The organism is Nodosilinea sp. LEGE 06152 (assembly GCF_015207525.1).
GTDB lineage: Bacteria > Cyanobacteriota > Cyanobacteriia > Phormidesmidales > Phormidesmidaceae > Nodosilinea.
The window spans coordinates 23,625-38,942 of the sequence record NZ_JADEWR010000009.1; the positions used below are offsets into that span (position 1 = coordinate 23,625).

Annotated in this window: 12 protein-coding genes, 1 tRNA gene and 1 pseudogene; 2 read left to right on the forward strand and 12 right to left on the reverse strand. The window is 55.1% G+C overall.

What is annotated here, in order from left to right:
* Window positions 1-76: 76 nt before the first annotated feature.
* The 12 genes and pseudogenes from IQ265_RS13345 to prfB all read right to left on the reverse strand — a co-directional run bounded on the left by IQ265_RS13345 (window position 77) and on the right by prfB (window position 14,603).
* The gene (locus IQ265_RS13345; RefSeq protein WP_347404962.1) at window positions 77-5,239 is read right to left on the reverse strand and encodes a PAS domain S-box protein; all 5,163 of its coding nucleotides are present in this window, start codon (window positions 5,237-5,239) and stop codon (window positions 77-79) included.
* 710 nt (window positions 5,240-5,949) lie between these two features.
* Window positions 5,950-6,022: transfer RNA gene (locus tag IQ265_RS13350), tRNA-Val, on the reverse strand.
* A 186-nt stretch (window positions 6,023-6,208) separates the two neighbouring features.
* The gene (locus IQ265_RS13355; protein ID WP_228037878.1) at window positions 6,209-6,469 is read right to left on the reverse strand and encodes a hypothetical protein; all 261 of its coding nucleotides are present in this window, start codon (window positions 6,467-6,469) and stop codon (window positions 6,209-6,211) included.
* Window positions 6,469-7,782 (reverse strand): aminopeptidase P N-terminal domain-containing protein, encoded by a 1,314-nt coding sequence (locus IQ265_RS13360; protein ID WP_194054364.1) that lies wholly within the window; start codon window positions 7,780-7,782, stop codon window positions 6,469-6,471. Before IQ265_RS13360 ends, IQ265_RS13355 begins: the two co-directional genes overlap by 1 nt.
* A gap of 107 nt (window positions 7,783-7,889) precedes the next feature.
* A complete protein-coding gene (locus IQ265_RS13365; RefSeq protein ID WP_194054367.1) occupies window positions 7,890-8,657 on the reverse strand; it encodes an MBL fold metallo-hydrolase in 768 nt (255 codons plus the stop codon).
* A 297-nt stretch (window positions 8,658-8,954) separates the two neighbouring features.
* On the reverse strand, window positions 8,955-10,598 hold the full coding sequence (gene crtI, locus IQ265_RS13370; RefSeq protein WP_194054369.1) for a phytoene desaturase family protein: 1,644 nt from the start codon (window positions 10,596-10,598) through the stop codon (window positions 8,955-8,957).
* Window positions 10,599-10,709: 111 nt separating this feature from the next.
* Window positions 10,710-11,358: pseudogene (locus tag IQ265_RS13375) on the reverse strand (Uma2 family endonuclease).
* Between the two features lie 72 nt (window positions 11,359-11,430).
* Window positions 11,431-12,036 carry an aminodeoxychorismate/anthranilate synthase component II gene (locus IQ265_RS13380; RefSeq protein ID WP_194054371.1) on the reverse strand — a complete coding sequence of 202 codons (606 nt, stop codon included), beginning with the start codon at window positions 12,034-12,036 and terminating at the stop codon, window positions 11,431-11,433.
* Window positions 12,037-12,056: 20 nt separating this feature from the next.
* Window positions 12,057-12,521 (reverse strand): diacylglycerol kinase family protein, encoded by a 465-nt coding sequence (locus IQ265_RS13385; RefSeq protein ID WP_194054372.1) that lies wholly within the window; start codon window positions 12,519-12,521, stop codon window positions 12,057-12,059.
* A 72-nt stretch (window positions 12,522-12,593) separates the two neighbouring features.
* Entirely contained in the window at window positions 12,594-13,106 is a 513-nt protein-coding gene (ybeY, locus tag IQ265_RS13390; RefSeq protein ID WP_194054374.1) for an rRNA maturation RNase YbeY, read from the reverse strand.
* Between the two features lie 3 nt (window positions 13,107-13,109).
* Entirely contained in the window at window positions 13,110-13,304 is a 195-nt protein-coding gene (locus IQ265_RS13395; RefSeq protein WP_194054376.1) for a DUF3285 domain-containing protein, read from the reverse strand.
* A 173-nt stretch (window positions 13,305-13,477) separates the two neighbouring features.
* Window positions 13,478-14,603, reverse strand: a protein-coding gene (prfB, locus tag IQ265_RS13400) for a peptide chain release factor 2 (protein WP_194054378.1) whose coding sequence is annotated in 2 segments (ribosomal slippage) — window positions 13,478-14,527 and window positions 14,529-14,603 — 1,125 coding nt in all. Because the reading frame shifts where the segments join, the coding sequence is not laid out codon by codon here.
* 108 nt (window positions 14,604-14,711) lie between these two features.
* On the opposite strand from prfB, the gene IQ265_RS13405 reads away from it, so the two are divergent.
* Together IQ265_RS13405 and IQ265_RS13410 are read left to right on the forward strand one after the other, a co-directional pair.
* Window positions 14,712-14,906: a hypothetical protein gene (locus IQ265_RS13405; RefSeq protein ID WP_194054380.1), complete on the forward strand. Its 195-nt coding sequence runs from the start codon at window positions 14,712-14,714 to the stop codon at window positions 14,904-14,906.
* An 8-nt stretch (window positions 14,907-14,914) separates the two neighbouring features.
* Complete coding sequence (locus IQ265_RS13410; RefSeq protein WP_194054382.1) at window positions 14,915-15,181, forward strand: type II toxin-antitoxin system RelE/ParE family toxin; 267 nt, start codon at window positions 14,915-14,917, stop codon at window positions 15,179-15,181.
* Window positions 15,182-15,318 lie beyond the last annotated feature (137 nt).

Below are 15,318 nucleotides of genomic sequence, written 5' to 3' on the forward strand. Positions count from 1 at the left end.
AGACCTGCGAGTGGGAGCGATCGCTCCAGGTTTGTTTGTGTCCATCAACAGTTGTTCGCGTCGGAGAAGGACCAGGCTATCTTAGGAGAATTGCGATCGCTTCCACCAACGCTTCTGGCTCCACAGGTTTTGTGATGTGCGCTTGGAAACCTACCTGACGTGCCTTTTGCTGGTCAAAGTCTCTGGCATAGGCAGTCAGGGCGATCGCCGGAACTTGTCCACCCTGGTTTGGAGGGCGAGAGCGAATCTGCTGCATCAGCATATAGCCATCCATGTCTGCCATACCAATATCACTGACAATCACATCGGGAGTGAACTGATCAAGCGCTTGCAATGCCTCTAAGCCAGACGTGACAGCTGTTACCTTGGCTCCACGTTGCTCCAACAAAAAAGCCTGCAATTCACGAGTATCATCATCGTCATCTACAACTAGGATTCGCAAGTTACTTAGAGGAGTTTTCTGGTTTCCTACTTCAGCATGAGTCGGCTCAGACACAGCCGGAACCATTTTTTGAATGGTAGGTAACTGTACCGTAAACGTTGCGCCTTGATTGTTACCCAGGCTTTCTGCCTTAACGGTTCCTCCGTGCATTTCTATGATTTGCCGTACGATCGCTAGCCCTAATCCCAATCCACCAAACTTTCGGGTTGTAGTGCTATCGGCCTGTCGAAAGTACTCAAATACATGAGGCAAAAACTGCGAATCGATGCCTTTTCCGGTATCAGTGACCCGAATTTGAGCCAGTTGATTCAATTGCCGCAGTTCAACCTCGACCTGCCCACCATTGGGAGTGAACTTGACGGCGTTGGTGAGCAGGTTCCACACCACTTGTTGCAAGCGGGCAGCATCGCCAGAAACAGGAGCAACCGCTGTATCAAGGTCGAGCAAAATTTGAATTTGCTTAGCTTCTGCTGCCAAACGCACGGTTTCCACTGCTGCAGAGATGACAAACGTTAGACTGACGGAAGCCGCTGTGAGTGTCAGCTTGCCCTGCATGATGCGGGAAATGTCTAAGAGATCTTCGATTAGTTGGGTCTGCAATCTGGCATTGCGCTCGATCGTGGCTAATGCTTCGGCTTGACGATCCGGGTTCAGTTTGCCACTTTGTAGCAGCTGAGTCCAGCCAAGGATGGGGTTGAGGGGCGATCGCAACTCATGGGACAACACTGCCAAAAACTCATCTTTGATTCGATTAGCCCGTTCAGCCTCTTCCCGTGCGGCTTGTTCTCGTGCTAAGAGCTGTTCGCGCTCGGCTTCAGCTTGTTTGCGATCGCTAATGTCTACATAGGCTCCGATCACCCCACGAACGATACCCGCCTCATTTCGCAGTGGCACAGCTCGTCCATACATGTAGTGCACTACGCCATCTTCAAATACGAGTTCGGCTTCCTGTGTAATCTCCTGACCTGTCCGCCCTGCCTTCTGCAAGGAAAGCTCTTCTGCTGGAATGTCTTGTCCCTTACTTTGCAGCTTAAATTTGAAGGGGTAAATGCCATTAACAGGAGTGGCAGTGGTTACATCGCCTGGTTCTGCTCGCATCAGCTTGTAGGCAGCTCGATTTACCGTGACTTGGCGACAGTCGGGGTCATGGGCTAGCCAAATTCCAACTGGAACGACTTCCATCAGTGCTTCCAATTCTTTGGCACGAGTCTGGGCGATCGCTTCACTTTCGCGTAACGCCAGTTCTGCTTGTTTGCGATCGGTGATATCAATGGCAACCCCAATCCAATACTCAATCTCACCAGCGCCATTGGTCACAGGCAGGGCGCGGTTATAGAGCCAGCGATACACCCCATCAGCACGACGAAACAGAATCTCAATCGCGTAGTCGGAAATATTGCTCGTTGCGGTCATCCAGGCTTCGTAAACCCGATCGCGATACTCTGGATGAATGCACTCTGCCCAACCATCGCCTTGCAACTCCAAGAGCGATCGCCCAGTGAAGTCTAACCCCCACTGGTTGACATAGGTGATGCAGCCATCGGCTCGGCTCATAAACACCAGTTGTGGGGATAGCTCAGTGAGTGCCCGGTAGCGATCTTCACTCTCACGCAAAGCCACTTCTGATCGCAGCTTTTCGACGGCTAACCAGATTCGTTCTGCCGCTGTTTCCAGCAGATTGATTTCACGCTCTTGCCATTGCCTGGGCTCATTGGTTGCGGCAATCAGATTCACGGCCCAGCGCCCGTCCATAAAGAATGGCACAGCGACATGAGCGCGAATGGCGAGGGGTTCGTAAACAGTCGTGTAGCAATCCACTGAGCGCGGATCGCGTTTGTTGTCGTTGGAGATGTAGAGCCGCCCCGATCGCAGCATCTCCAAAACGATAGCTGGGTAATGGGAAAGGAGGTGTTCACCCACAAGCGAGGGCAGCGAATCATCGTGGTAATCGCTGGTTATCCAGGCGCGATCGTTCGCCTCATCAGTTTGGGCAAAGTAGCAGCGCTTGAGCTGCAAATACTGCCCAATCATTTCAATAGCCGTTGTCATCAACTGATCGGCACTGTCGCTGGTGCGAATCACTTCACTCAGGTCAGACAAAAACTGCGTATCCTGCTGCCGCAGCTTGCTGTCATGAATGTCGGTGCAGGTTCCGACCCATTTTGTCACCTGTCCAGTTTCATCTTTGACTGGAATGCCGCGAACCAGTTGCCAGCGCCATTCTTCTGTGTGGTAGCGAAAGCGATGTTGAATTTCTAACAGCTCACCCGACTCGATGCTGTGTTGCCAGTCGTGCAAAGTATTCGGCAGATCATCGGGGTGAACTACCTGTTGCCAACTCCAATCATAGAGCCGTTCTGGCGGTAGCCCAATGTAGTCTGCCCATTGTTCGCTCAGGTAGTCTACACTGCCATCGGGTGTTGCTGTCCAAAGCAGTTGGGGGACTGTAGCAGCCAGTGTGCGGAACCGCTCCTCGCTCTCACGCAGGGTTGCTTCAGCCTGGTTGCGTTCTGCTTCGACACGTTTGCGCTCATTAATGTTGCGGCTGACCGTTGCTAAACCGATCGGCTGATTGTTCTCGCCTCGGATGTAGAACACGTTGTAGATCATCCATACCGCTTCGCCCGTCTTGAAATGCCGGAGCCGAATTTCGACTTCCGCCCGTCCCTCTCGCAACACACGCGGGAAAAACTCATTGACAACAAAATCTTGATCCTCAGGAAAGAAGAATTCCTGAACTGGAGTGTCCTTGAACTGCTGTGCGCCCTCCAACCCAACCGTTCGCAGTCCCGCTTCATTGATATAAAACGGGATTAAATTCATGTCGCACATGCCAATGAATTCTGTGCTGTTGTTGGCAAGAGAGACAAATTTTTGAATTTCAAGTTCGGATTGTTTGCGATCGCTAATGTCCTGTGCCGCGCCCACGTAATAAATAGGACGACGCTCAGCATCAAAAAACGTCTGTCCGCGAGCCAAAATCCAGCGCTCAATCCCGTCCTCAATACCAATGACGCGGAATTCAGCCTCATAGATACCGTTGCCATTGGGGTCGATTGCTTTGGCAATTTGTTGTTCGACATACTCACGGTCTTCGGGATGTACTCCGGCATTATGGACGGCTACATTGACCTCAGCATCGGGTGCTAACCCCCACATCGCTTTCAACTGAGCATCCCAAATGAGTTCACCCGTCACCGGATTCCATTCATAGGGCGCGAATCGAGCGACCTCGATCGCGCTGCGTAGCTGCTGTTCGCTCTTGCGTAATTCCTCCTCAATTCGTTTGCGTTCGTCTTCGTCGCGCCTGCGCTCGCTAATGTCGATCGAAACACCAATCAACTTTTGCAGGCTGCCATCCCTGTTGAGAATTGGCTGCCCCCGTTCTTCTAGCCAAACGATTGCGCCTGTATCGGGTCGAATGACGCGAAATTCACAGCAATATTCGCTTCTAGTGTCTACGGCTTGTGCAATGATGGCTCGGTGCTGCAATTCATCCTCCGGGTGCAGTAGGGCAATCCCCTGTTCAACCGTGTAAACGTCAGTGGCACCGTAAATCTCAGAAAAATTGGCAGAGGTAATCAGGCTGTCGTCGAATGGGTTCCACTCCCAGGCCACCATTCGTCCAGCTTCCATTGCCAGGTTCAGCCGCTCTTCTCCCTCACGAATGGCGTTTTCTGCCTGTTTGCGATCGGTGATGTCGAAGATAACCCCTCTGCTAAAGATAGGTTTTCCAGCCGCGTCGTAGCTGGCGCTTCCTCTTGCCATAAGCCAACGCACGGTGCCATCCGACCAAAGCGTTCGATACTCAGTCTCATGATGTGCGAGTTGCCCATCCTCCAGTACAGGACGCATTTCCTGAAGGCGCTGACGATCGTCTGGATGTACGGCATTTAGGAAAACCTGATAAGACATTTCGGTATCAGCGGGCAACCCAAACAGCGCTTTACATTGATCGGTCCAGACCAACCTGTCATGCAGTACGTCCCAATGCCATAAGCCTAAATTGGCTCCCTCCGTAGCTAGTCGCAATTGCTCCTCATTCTGCCGCAGTGCTGCCTCAGCTTGTTTGCGTTCAGTGATGTCTTGAAAATAGATAGCAACTCCTTCTAGTGAAGGGTAAGCTCTCACCTCTAGCCACCGTTGCACAGGTTCACCGAACTCTTCCCAAGATGCAGGAACCTGTTCCTCTAAAGCTCGGTGCAGTTGCCGATAGGTAAATCCTCCCTTCTCGCTAGGGAATACCTCCTCCCAAACATTCTTGCCAATCAGTTCTTCGAGAGACTTTTGCAGCATTTGTAGAGCCGCAGGGTTGGCATAGGTATAACGCCAATGGCGATCGAACGCCACAAACGCATCCGTCATGTGCTCCAGTAAATGAGCCGTTCGACGCTGGGCAGCTTCTGCCTCAGCCCGAAGCTGCTGTTCTTGTCGCAGGGCAACCTGGCGGGACTGATTCAACCTACTAATTAGTAGGGCAATGATGACAAACACTCCCAGGTGGAGCAGATCTCCGGAATCGACAATACCCAGGGCATTGTAGGGTGGAATGAAGTAATTAATGGCTAGTGCAGACAGTACGGTTGCCACCAGACCTGGTTTCAGTCCGCCATACCAGGCACTGACCATCACTGCCACGTAAAACAAAGCCAGGGGAGTGGGTTTTATCCAGGAGCCAAGCCACAGACTGATTACCGATGTTAGAGTCACATTGAGCAACACCAAACCATACGAGAGCAATGGTGAATTCCTGGTCATCATTCTTTGCACGCTTAGCCCAATGCTCCTGCCGATCATTACGTTGCTTCGCTAAATTGGCAATTGAACCGCGCTAAAGCGTTCAGCCGAGTCGGTTGCCACGGTTTGCAAGGTTCGTGAGAGGTCCCAACCCAACGCAGTGGTGTGTGAACAGTTGGTCATATTTTGGGGATACGCGAAGCGCGAGCGTAAAGCGTTTCTACAGGAAGCCGGCATCCGCCTTACTATTTCGCGATCGCCAGCAAAAATCGTTTCAGAGCTATTTGCGTCCGTCATAGGTCACAAGGGCAGTGCCTCAAATCAACATACCAACCACCAGTCGATCCACGGCTACTGCTCCTTTCAGTCATAGCCATTTGGAAAGCCAAAATCGGGTGAATTGCTACAGAACACCTCCTGTCCATTCTTCTAGCATTGGATAGAGGCGCAAATCTATCTACAGAGCGAACTTTCAGAACTAACTTGAGGTGAAAGACGACAAGTCGATGCCGAAGACGTGCGGGTAATGACTAGCCTCGCTAATTTCACTGCCGCTGCTGTACAGTGCCAAATTAAACGACATTGAAACAAATTCGTGTCGTGGAACAGAACCTTCTTTACAGCAGGACTACAGGGAGTTTGCTCAGCCGTTCCTCGTCTATTTGCACTACCAAATTGGCCTAAGGCGGAAAAAGCAAGCCAAATTTAGCTTTGCTTCTTTGACGACACCAATGTGTCTCCACGACAAATGAAGAGTCACTGTACATGTATGGGCGATACTGGACTCGAACCAGTGACATCCTGCTTGTAAGGCAGGCGCTCTACCAACTGAGCTAATCGCCCGTGCTGCATTTGCAGTTTTACATCTTAGCAGAGAATAGGGGGCATTTTGATCAATTTCTCCAAAAACTTTCTGGTTAGAGTGACTTGGTTGCTAAGGCGTTAAAATCCACCACTCTGGAAAGTCTTCGGTCAATCGGTAGCTATAAGCGATGACCGAGCAAATTTCCCTGACGCCCCTAGAGCGGCCTATTCTCGATCAAACTTTTGGTACCAAATCCAGTTGCCTGCCGCTGTCACCGCTAGGGCAATGCCCCCTCCCACGCAGCCCAAGGTGGGGTTGTAGCCACTGCGGGAAAGGTTAGTCATCCAAAGATGGGTTAGATCGCTACCCACCAGCGCGTCGGCTACGGCGGGGAAGAGATACATCAGGGCTGCGCCCACAATTAGCCAGCCCACCATGGAGGCCAGCAGAAACACCGTTTTTGCCGTCGATTGACTGCCGATCATCACGAGCGCTCCATGGCCTCTAAGGCCTTAGGTACGGCCGCAGTTAGCACCTCGCAGCCGCTTTTAGTCACCAGTACGTCGTCTTCGATGCGAATGCCGATGCCCCGCCAGCGATCGTCGATTTGGGGCTGCCCCTCGGCGGGTTCGTAGGTGGGGGAGATATAGATGCCCGGTTCCACGGTGACTACGTTGCCCGCTTCAAAAGGCTTCCAGGTTTTGTCAGGGTTGCGAAGCACCCCTGCGTCATGCACATCTAGCCCAAGAAAATGGCCGGTGCCGTGCATGAAGAAGGCCTTGTGCTTTTTCTCCTCAATCAGGGTATCTATCGTGCCGTGGAGCAAGCCCAGTTCCACCAGACCCTCGGTGATCGTGCGGGTGGCCGCATCGTGGAACTCGTTGAAGGGGGCACCGGACTTGACGGCGGCAATCGCCTTGATCTGCGCCTCTAGCACCAGCTCGTACAAAATTCGCTGCTCGTCGCTAAAGCGGCCGCCCACGGGGAACGTGCGGGTGATGTCGGCGTTGTAGTAGTCCACCGCACAGCCAGCATCGATCAGCAGCAGGTCGCCGTCCTGCATCTGGCAGTTGTTTTCAACGTAGTGCAGAATGCAGGCGTTGGCTCCCGAGGCCACGATCGAAGTGTAGGCTGGCCCCATTGCCCCCTCCAGCCGAAAGATGTGCTCCATCTCAGCCTGAATCTCGTACTCAAAGCGACCGGGGCGAGTGATTTCAAGGGCGTGGTTGTGGGCCTTGGCAGAAATTGCGATCGCCCGTCGCAACGCATCCAGTTCCTCCGCCGACTTCACCCGCCGCAGGGTCTGCATCATCAGGGTGGCATCTTCGATCGCCACGGGGCCGGTGCCGCGTTTGTAGTAGGTGGCTAGCAGCCGCTGCCAATGCTTGAGAATGCGTTGGTTTAAAGCCTCGTCGTGACCAAAGCGGTAGTAGAGGCGATCGGCCTTTTCGAGGTACTTGGGCAGGTGCTCATCCAGTTCGGCGATCGGGTAAACTTCATCGGCTCCAAACTGCTCCTTGGCCAGATCGACCCCCACCCGGTAGCCCGACCAGGTCTCTTTTTCAGGATCCTTAGGCCGCACAAACAGCACAAACCTGTGCTCGTCGTGGTGGGGGGCCAGCACCGCCACCGCCCCTGGCTCGTTGAACCCGGTCAGGTAATAAAAATTGCTGTCTTGCCGGAAGGGGTAGTCTACATCGTTGTGCATTACCGCCGGAGGGGCGCTGGCAAAGACGGCGGTACCGCCGCCGATAAGTTCCATTACACGCTGACGGCGGTGGGCGTAGGGGGTGGTCATAGCGAAGGACAAGAAAAGGGTGAGCGCAAGAAAGACCGGGTTGCTATGCGGATTCTAAAGGATTTTTGCCTTTGCCGCCGCCACCCGGTCTCTGACACAGCGACTGGCTAAGCTCTGGGGTACTGATAGACCTGAATGCGCATACCCTGGCTGGGCAGATCATTGGGTCGTACCCCTAGCGATCCGCTGCTGGCACGAGTTACAGGCGTACCCGGCATCAGCGTTAGGAACTCCTCTACCGAATCAAGTTCGCAGCTCTCCCCAGCCACGCTAGTCAGATAGTGGGTAGGGATAACGATCTTCGGTCGTAGCACCTGAACCGCCTGGACCGCCTCGGCGGCCGTGTAGGCCTTTGGCCCACCGCCCACGGGCACCAGCATGACATCGGGGCGACCCAGCAAAATCTGCTCTTCTACACCTAAAGGCGCGGCGGCTCCACCCATGTGCACAACGGTGACGCCGCCCTGGGTCCACTTCCACACAGTGTTGTTGCCAAAGCGGCGACCGCCCTGGCGATCGTGGGGGGTAAGAATGCCCTGCACCCGCAGGTTTTCAAAGTCGTAGACGCCGGGGTCGGTGAGCACGCGGGGTTCACCGGGCAGCTCGTTGAGGTAGCCTTCATCAAACAGACGGCTGCTGATCATGACAATGTCGGCGGGCACGGCGGGGGAAGGGAAGCCAGCGGTGCAGCCAACCCGACGAAAGGGGTTGACCAAAATGCGTCGGCCGCCGCCGGTAAATAGAAACGCCGTATGGCCGAGGCTGCGGATGGTGACGCCTGCGGTCTGAGCCTGGGCCGGGGAGCCTACTAGCCTTAGCCCCAGGCTGGCCCCCAACCCTGCCCCTGCGTAACCCAGTAGTTGTCGCCGTTTCATTGCACTCTTACTCCCGCACGTATAGCTTTGGCTAGCCTAGTGTAGACCGCAAACCGCCGGTTTATCGCCTCACTTTGAGCCAGCCATAGAACTGACCAGACCAAGTTTGAATTTTGGATTTGGCAGTTTTAAGTTTGCCGATACCTAGAGACCTGTAGGGTGCATTGAGCGGCCCCAAAGCATGAGCTAGTCCCCAGGCTAGTTCTGGGCCACAATGCACCGCTTACAGTAGCGATTATCTCAATCAAACCCGCAGTAGTAGCTGGTGGGCAGTGCCCGCCCTACATTGGCTCTGATCTAGCGGATGCTCAGCTCAGGGCTGGCCTGGCCGCTGACGATCGCATCATCCACCCCATAGTCTTCGGCCACCAGGCGTGCGGTCATTTTGGCCGACATCATCACGCTAGGGGTACCAGCGCCGGGCTGGGTACCGGCCCCGACCAGGTAAAGACCATTGATGTCTTCGCTGCGGTTGTGGGGCCGGAAAAAGGCCGACTGTACCAGCAGGGGCTCAAGGCCAAAGGCGTTGCCCGCGTAGGCGTCAAGGGTGTTTTCAAAGTAGTCGGGGGTGATGTAGCTGTGGCACACCAGCCGCTCTTTCAGGTTGGGCAGGTAGCCGCGCTCCTCGAGGAAGTCGAAGACGATATCGCGCAGGCGATCGCCCACCTCAGACCAGTCAATGCCCGACTTGTTGTTGGGGATAGGCACCAGGGTATAGGCGGCGTGGTGTCCGGGCGGAGCCAGGGAGGGGTCGGTGAGGGTGGGCAGGTGCACGTACTGGGAGAAGTCTTTGGGCATGATCTTGCGGCCAAAGATATCTTTCAGCAGCTCTTCGTAACGGGGGCCGAGGATGATGGTGTGGTGGCGCAGCTTGTCGGTTTCGTTGCCGTCGGCCTTAAAGCCAAAGTAGATCACAAACACCGACATCGACTGCTGGCTCAGCTTCACCCGCAGGTCGCTGTTCCAGAAGCGGTACTGGGGTTCGATCAGTTTGCCGTAGGTAGTGGCCCAGTCGGCGTTCGACACCACCACATCGGCATTCATGGTCAAACCGTCGCCCAGGGTAACGCCCGTGGCGACCTTTTTGCCACCTTTGCGGGTGACGTTGATTTGAGTGACTGGGGCGTTGTACTTAATCTTGCCGCCCAGTTCCTCAAACTTTTTCACAAAGCCCTGCACCAGTGCCCCAGTGCCGCCCATGGCAAAGTGAATGCCCCAGGTTTTTTCGACAAAGTGGATCATGGCGTAGATGGCGGGCACTGAGAGGGGGTTGCCGCCCACCAGCAGCGGCTCGAAGGTGAAGACCTGGCGCAGCTTGTCGCTCTTGAAATAGCGGCGGCTAAAGCGGAACAGGTTGCGTACGGCATCGAGCTTGAGCAGGTCGGGGGCGACCTTGAGCATGGTGCCCACGTCGCCAAAGTGGGTGTAGCCCAGCTCTAAAAAGCCCCGCTCAAAGATGGCGCGGGCCTGCTCGTGGAAGCGTTTGTAGCCCTCTAAATCGCCCGGTTCACCTAGAGCCAAAATTTGCTCGTGGGTATGGGCTTCGTCGCCGTCGTAGTCGAAGAAGGTGCCGTCGTCAAAGTAGATGCGGTAGAAGGGCAGAATGGGCACGATCTGCACGTAGCGGCCGGTGTTGGGGCCGCCCGAAACCCCTTCTTTGATGCGCTTATTTTCATCGACGATGGTGGAGGGGAAGTCTTCGGCGGTGAGGTTGGCGCGATCGCGCTCTAGCGAAAACAGCTCTTCAATAAAGTGGGGCACCGTAATCACCGTCGGCCCCATGTCGAAGGTAAAGCCCTGCTCACGGCGCACATAGGCCCGTCCACCGGGGGCATCTAGCGCTTCAACGATGGTGGTGTCGAATCCCAGGCTTTGCAGGCGAATGCCCATGGACAACCCACCTACCCCAGCCCCAATCACGATCGCCTGCTTCCGGCCCATGCTTGACTCCTGAGAGAACTGTTACAAACGTTAATAACTTGTCTGTATTCTACTACTCTTAGTTCTTGTCGCACGGCCTCAAGCCGCGATATGAGCGAATATTCAGCTCTCCTAACGCTGCTGCGCCAGCGCTACAACAGCGTCTGCCGTAAACCTATCTGGCGTTCCCAGCGTTGGTAGTAGATCAGTGCCAGCACCAAAGAGTCGGGCCACCTCCCAGGTAAACCCCAGCAGCAGTGGCGAAGTCACTGTATCTTGAGCCAAAAGAGTAGCGGCCAAGGCTAGCTGAGCCTGATCTCCGACGGTAAATCTCGATGCGCTGAGCAGTGCGATCGACAATCCAGTATTCTTGCACGCCCTGTGTTGAGTAGAGTTTGAACTTGGCAGATCGGTCGAGGTCTTCGTTGGCTCTGTCCGGCGAGAGCACTTCTACTACTAACTCTGGAGCGCCCTGGAAGTGACCGGCCTCGTCTTGAATTTGGGCAATACGTCCATCGCTAGCCCACACCACGTCAGGGGACACATTGTCCGAGTCAGAAAAAATTAGCCCCGGCATAATGGACGCCTCACCTTGGCCGGCACTGGAGGCCCAATTATCCAACGCGGCAAAAATACGGCCAGCCAGTTGCTGGTGCTTGTGGTGGGGCGATCGCGCCACAAACAGCTCTCCATCAATGATTTCGTAGCGAACCCACTCGTTCTCAGGTAGCGCTTCGATGTCTTTGGTGGTCCAGCGAACTGGGCCTTTAGCAGAGCTCATGGTAAGAATCCCGGAGAGCTATGGTTCTCATTGTAGACGGTAGGCAATGCCCACCCTACGTGGCTGCCTACCCTACGCGGCAATCGGCACCGGCAGCGACAGCAAAAAATTCCGCAAGATTTGCAGTCCCGACTCGGTGAGAATGCTCTCGGGGTGAAACTGCACCCCTTGCAGATGCGGATACTCGCGGTGCTGTACGCCCATGATGGTGCCGTCTTCGACCCAGGCGGTAATTTCTAGCACCTCGGGGCAGGCGGCGCGATCGATTACCAGGCTGTGGTAGCGGGTGGCCAAAAAGGGATTTTCTAGGCCCGCAAATACGCCCTGGCCGGTGTGGAACACTGGTGACGTCTTGCCATGCATGAGTTCAGCGGCGCGTACCACATTGCCGCCAAACACCTGGCCCATGCTCTGGTGGCCCAAACACACGCCCAGAATAGGCATCGTGGGGCCAAGCTGCTCAATAATTTCTAGCGAAACCCCCGAATCATTGGGAGTGCCGGGGCCAGGGGATATGACGATACCGTCGGGCTGGAGGGCGGCAATCTGCTCAACGGTGATCTCGTCGTTGCGGAATACGCGCAGATCGCTGGCTACGCGAAGAGTAGCCCCGAGTTCGCCCAGGTACTGCACCAGGTTGTAGGTGAAGCTGTCGTAGTTGTCGATGACCAGAATCATAGGCGCAGGCAGAATAGGGGCTAAAGAAGCTGGGGTAACAACCGCTGCCAGAGGGGCGGCAGCAGTAGACAGGCGGCCACCGATAGCGAAATTAGCGCTGAAATGAGCACGGCGGCGGCGGCACAGTCTTTGGCGATCTTAGCGAGTTCGTGATAAGTCTGCTGCACGGTGAGGTCGACCACCGACTCTAGCGCGGTGTTGATCAGCTCCAGGGTAAGCACAACGCCGCAGGTAAGGATAATCACAGCCAGTTCTACCAGGGCCAAATGCAGGGCGATCGCCAGCCCCACCGCCAAACTACCAACCACCACATGAATGCGAAAATTGCGCTGGGTGCGAAAGGCGTAGACGACTCCCTGCCAGGCATAGCTAAAGCTCACCAGCAGGTTGGTGGCCACGCGCCAGGAGAGCGATCGGCTGACCGCATCGAGGTTGCCCTCGGGCACCGGCACCACCGACTCAGATTTTTCGCTATAGAGAGTCATAGATAACTACTGATAGAGGCGATCGGGCAATATGCCCCTATACCGTACCGTGGAGGACGAATCAGGGCCAATTTAGCCTACTTTTTCAGACTTTAACCCAGCGGTAGTGAGTAATTCGCTTTGTTTATCTAGCATTGCCTCTAGGCTAGGGTCATCGGGATGATCCCAACCCAGCAGGTGCAAAAACCCGTGGGCAGCTAGCCAGGCAGTTTCCCAGCGCAGCGAGTGACCCGCTTCGGCGGCCTGACGAGCGGCGGTATCGAGCGAAATAATAATGTCGCCTAAATAGAGCGGTTCGGTGGTGAGCAGGTCGTCTGCCAGCGGAGAGTCGGTTTCGAGGGCCGCGAAGGAGAGCACGTCGGTGGGTTGATCGAGCTGGCGAAACTGCTGGTTAAGGGCGGCGATTTCAGCGTCGGTGGTCAGCTTGAGCGCCAGTTCGTAGGCCCCAATGGGTGACCCTTCCAGCGCCATCTGCTGACCCCACTGGCTAAACCAGCGCTCCCATTCGTCGTTGGTGACCACCTCAGCGTCTGGGTGGTCGGTCTCTAGGGCCACTTCAAGGGTAGGCGGGGTCGGTGTTGCCATTAGTTAACGGGTCAGGTAGGCCAAACCGACCAGCAGGGTCAGCAGCGCGGTCACGGTCAGCGAAAAGTGAAACAGCGACTTGCCGCCCTTTTTGACCATGTTGCGCATGGCCAGTTTGACAAAGCTGGGAGGCGCGGCGGCAGGTTCAGAAGACGGTTGATCGGTTGTGGTGTCTAGGGTTGATTGGTCCTGGCTCATCGGGAACGCTCCAATGCTAGATAGCTCTAATGTACCGGGTTTTTGGGGTGCGTAGCGTCAGGGTGAGGCGGGGGCGATCGCTCCAAAACCCCATCTATCGCCCCCAAAAAACATTGGAGTAGGTGAGGTCGAGGAAGCCCGCCCTGCAGTGCCTCCAAACTAGCGCCTGCGGCTTAGACCGTCTGTTCTTGGAGAACCTGATTTTCCTGACGTAGATACGCCTGAATAAAGGCTTCGAGTTCCCCAGCCATAACGTCATCGATCGCGGTAGTTTCCACCCCGGTGCGCAGGTCTTTGACCAACTGGTAGGGGTGAAACACGTAGTTGCGAATCTGGGCACCCCAGCTAGCTTCCACCATGTCGCCGCGAATTTCGGCGATCGCCTGGGCCTGCTGTTCTTGAGCAATGATCAGCAGCTTGGCTTTAAGGATAATCATGGCCTTTTCGCGGTTTTGCAGCTGCGATCGCTCCTGGGTACAGCGCACCGAAATACCCGTCGGCAGGTGAGTAATGCGCACCGCCGTCTCCACCTTATTGACGTTTTGGCCTCCCGCCCCGCCCGATCGCGAGGTTTTGATCTCCAGGTCTTTCTCAGGAATATCCAGCTCGATATTTTGATCGAGAATCGGCATGATCTCGACCCCCACGAAGCTGGTCTGCCGCTTGCCGTTGGCGTTAAAGGGCGAAATGCGCACTAGGCGGTGAGTCCCTTTCTCCGACTTGAGGTAGCCGTAGGCGTAGCGCCCGGTGATCTCCAGCGTGGCCGACTTTAGCCCCGCCTCCTCACCCTCGGAGATTTCCACCAGGTGCACCTGATAGCCCTGGCGCTCGGCCCAGCGGGTGTACATGCGCAGCAGCATCTCGCCCCAGTCCTGGGCATCGGTGCCGCCCGCCCCGGCATTGATGGTCAACACCGCGCCTTTTTTGTCGTAGGGGCCAGCCAGCAGCTGCTGCAGTTCCCACTGGTCAAGTTCTTGGGTCAGGCGGGTGACGGTACCCTGGGCTTCCTGAAAGAGGGCTTCGTCGTTGTCTTCCTGCAGCAGCTCAAGGATGGCGGCGGTGTCGTCGAGGTGGGCCTGCCAGATGGTGAGCTGGCTGAGGCTGGCCTTGTAGTCGCTTAGCTCTTGGAGGGTGTCCTGGGCTTTGCTCTGGTCATCCCAAAAGTCGGGTTGGGCCGCTAGCTGCTCCAGGTCCTGAATTTTGGCTTCGAGGGCAGGAATGTCAAAGATAGTCCTGGGTCTTACCCAGGCGATCGGTGAGCGTCTCAAGTTCACGCTTGAGGTCGGTGGTATCTAACATGGTGTGCCGTGGTGGACTGGAAGATCACTATAGCGAATGTTGGGGCAATGCTTCCGCTATGCCTAATGGGCTATCATCGCTTAAACGCCACTCCGAATCTTGAGCGCTATGCAACTGACCCTAGATGATGAAAAGACCAAGGCGCTGCTGACCGAAGTTTTGGTAGAAATGCTACAGCAGAAGCGAGAGGTCTTTTACGAAATTATCCTAGACGCTCTTGAAGAGGTCGGGCTTGCTAACGCCATCCTGGAAGGTGAAGAGACTGAATTTGTAGATGAGGCTGAAATTCAAGCGATTTTGTAAGGCGAATCGTGAACGTTAAGTTCCGCGCCAGCTTCAAAAAAGACCTGAAGCGCATCAAAGATCCAAAACTGCTTGAAAACGTCAGCCAGGTCATCACTACAGTCAAAAGTGCCGAATCTTTAGCTGAAATTAGTAGCCTAAAAAAGTTCAAAGGTTATGACGATTTTTATAGAGTCCGTACTGGCGACTTCAGAATTGGTATTCGCCTGGTAGGTGACGAGATCATTTTTGTCAGGCTTCTCCACAGAAAGGAGATTTATCGGTTTTTCCCCTAGACGCTCGATCGCGCCTCATACTGAATCCGACTTGGCTAGCCCCGGTTGGGCTGGGCAAACACCGTTTGCCCCTAAGCAATCTGCCTGTTTGGAATCGGGGCTTTGTAGGTCGGATTTGGTGTCATTCCTCAAGTTGT

What these genes read in the sequence shown, in the direction of transcription:
- IQ265_RS13345 (WP_347404962.1), bottom strand. Translation starts at nt 5,239, where the DNA reads ATGATCGGCAGGAGCATTGGGCTAAGCGTGCAAAGAATGATGACCAGG.
- IQ265_RS13380 (WP_194054371.1), bottom strand. Translation starts at nt 12,036, where the DNA reads ATGATTCTGGTCATCGACAACTACGACAGCTTCACCTACAACCTGGTG.
- IQ265_RS13395 (WP_194054376.1), bottom strand. Translation starts at nt 13,304, where the DNA reads ATGAGCCAGGACCAATCAACCCTAGACACCACAACCGATCAACCGTCT.
- IQ265_RS13405 (WP_194054380.1), top strand. Translation starts at nt 14,712, where the DNA reads ATGCAACTGACCCTAGATGATGAAAAGACCAAGGCGCTGCTGACCGAA.
- IQ265_RS13360 (WP_194054364.1), bottom strand. Translation starts at nt 7,782, where the DNA reads ATGACCACCCCCTACGCCCACCGCCGTCAGCGTGTAATGGAACTTATC.
- IQ265_RS13365 (WP_194054367.1), bottom strand. Translation starts at nt 8,657, where the DNA reads ATGAAACGGCGACAACTACTGGGTTACGCAGGGGCAGGGTTGGGGGCC.
- IQ265_RS13355 (WP_228037878.1), bottom strand. Translation starts at nt 6,469, where the DNA reads ATGATCGGCAGTCAATCGACGGCAAAAACGGTGTTTCTGCTGGCCTCC.
- ybeY (WP_194054374.1), bottom strand. Translation starts at nt 13,106, where the DNA reads ATGGCAACACCGACCCCGCCTACCCTTGAAGTGGCCCTAGAGACCGAC.
- IQ265_RS13385 (WP_194054372.1), bottom strand. Translation starts at nt 12,521, where the DNA reads ATGACTCTCTATAGCGAAAAATCTGAGTCGGTGGTGCCGGTGCCCGAG.
- crtI (WP_194054369.1), bottom strand. Translation starts at nt 10,598, where the DNA reads ATGGGCCGGAAGCAGGCGATCGTGATTGGGGCTGGGGTAGGTGGGTTG.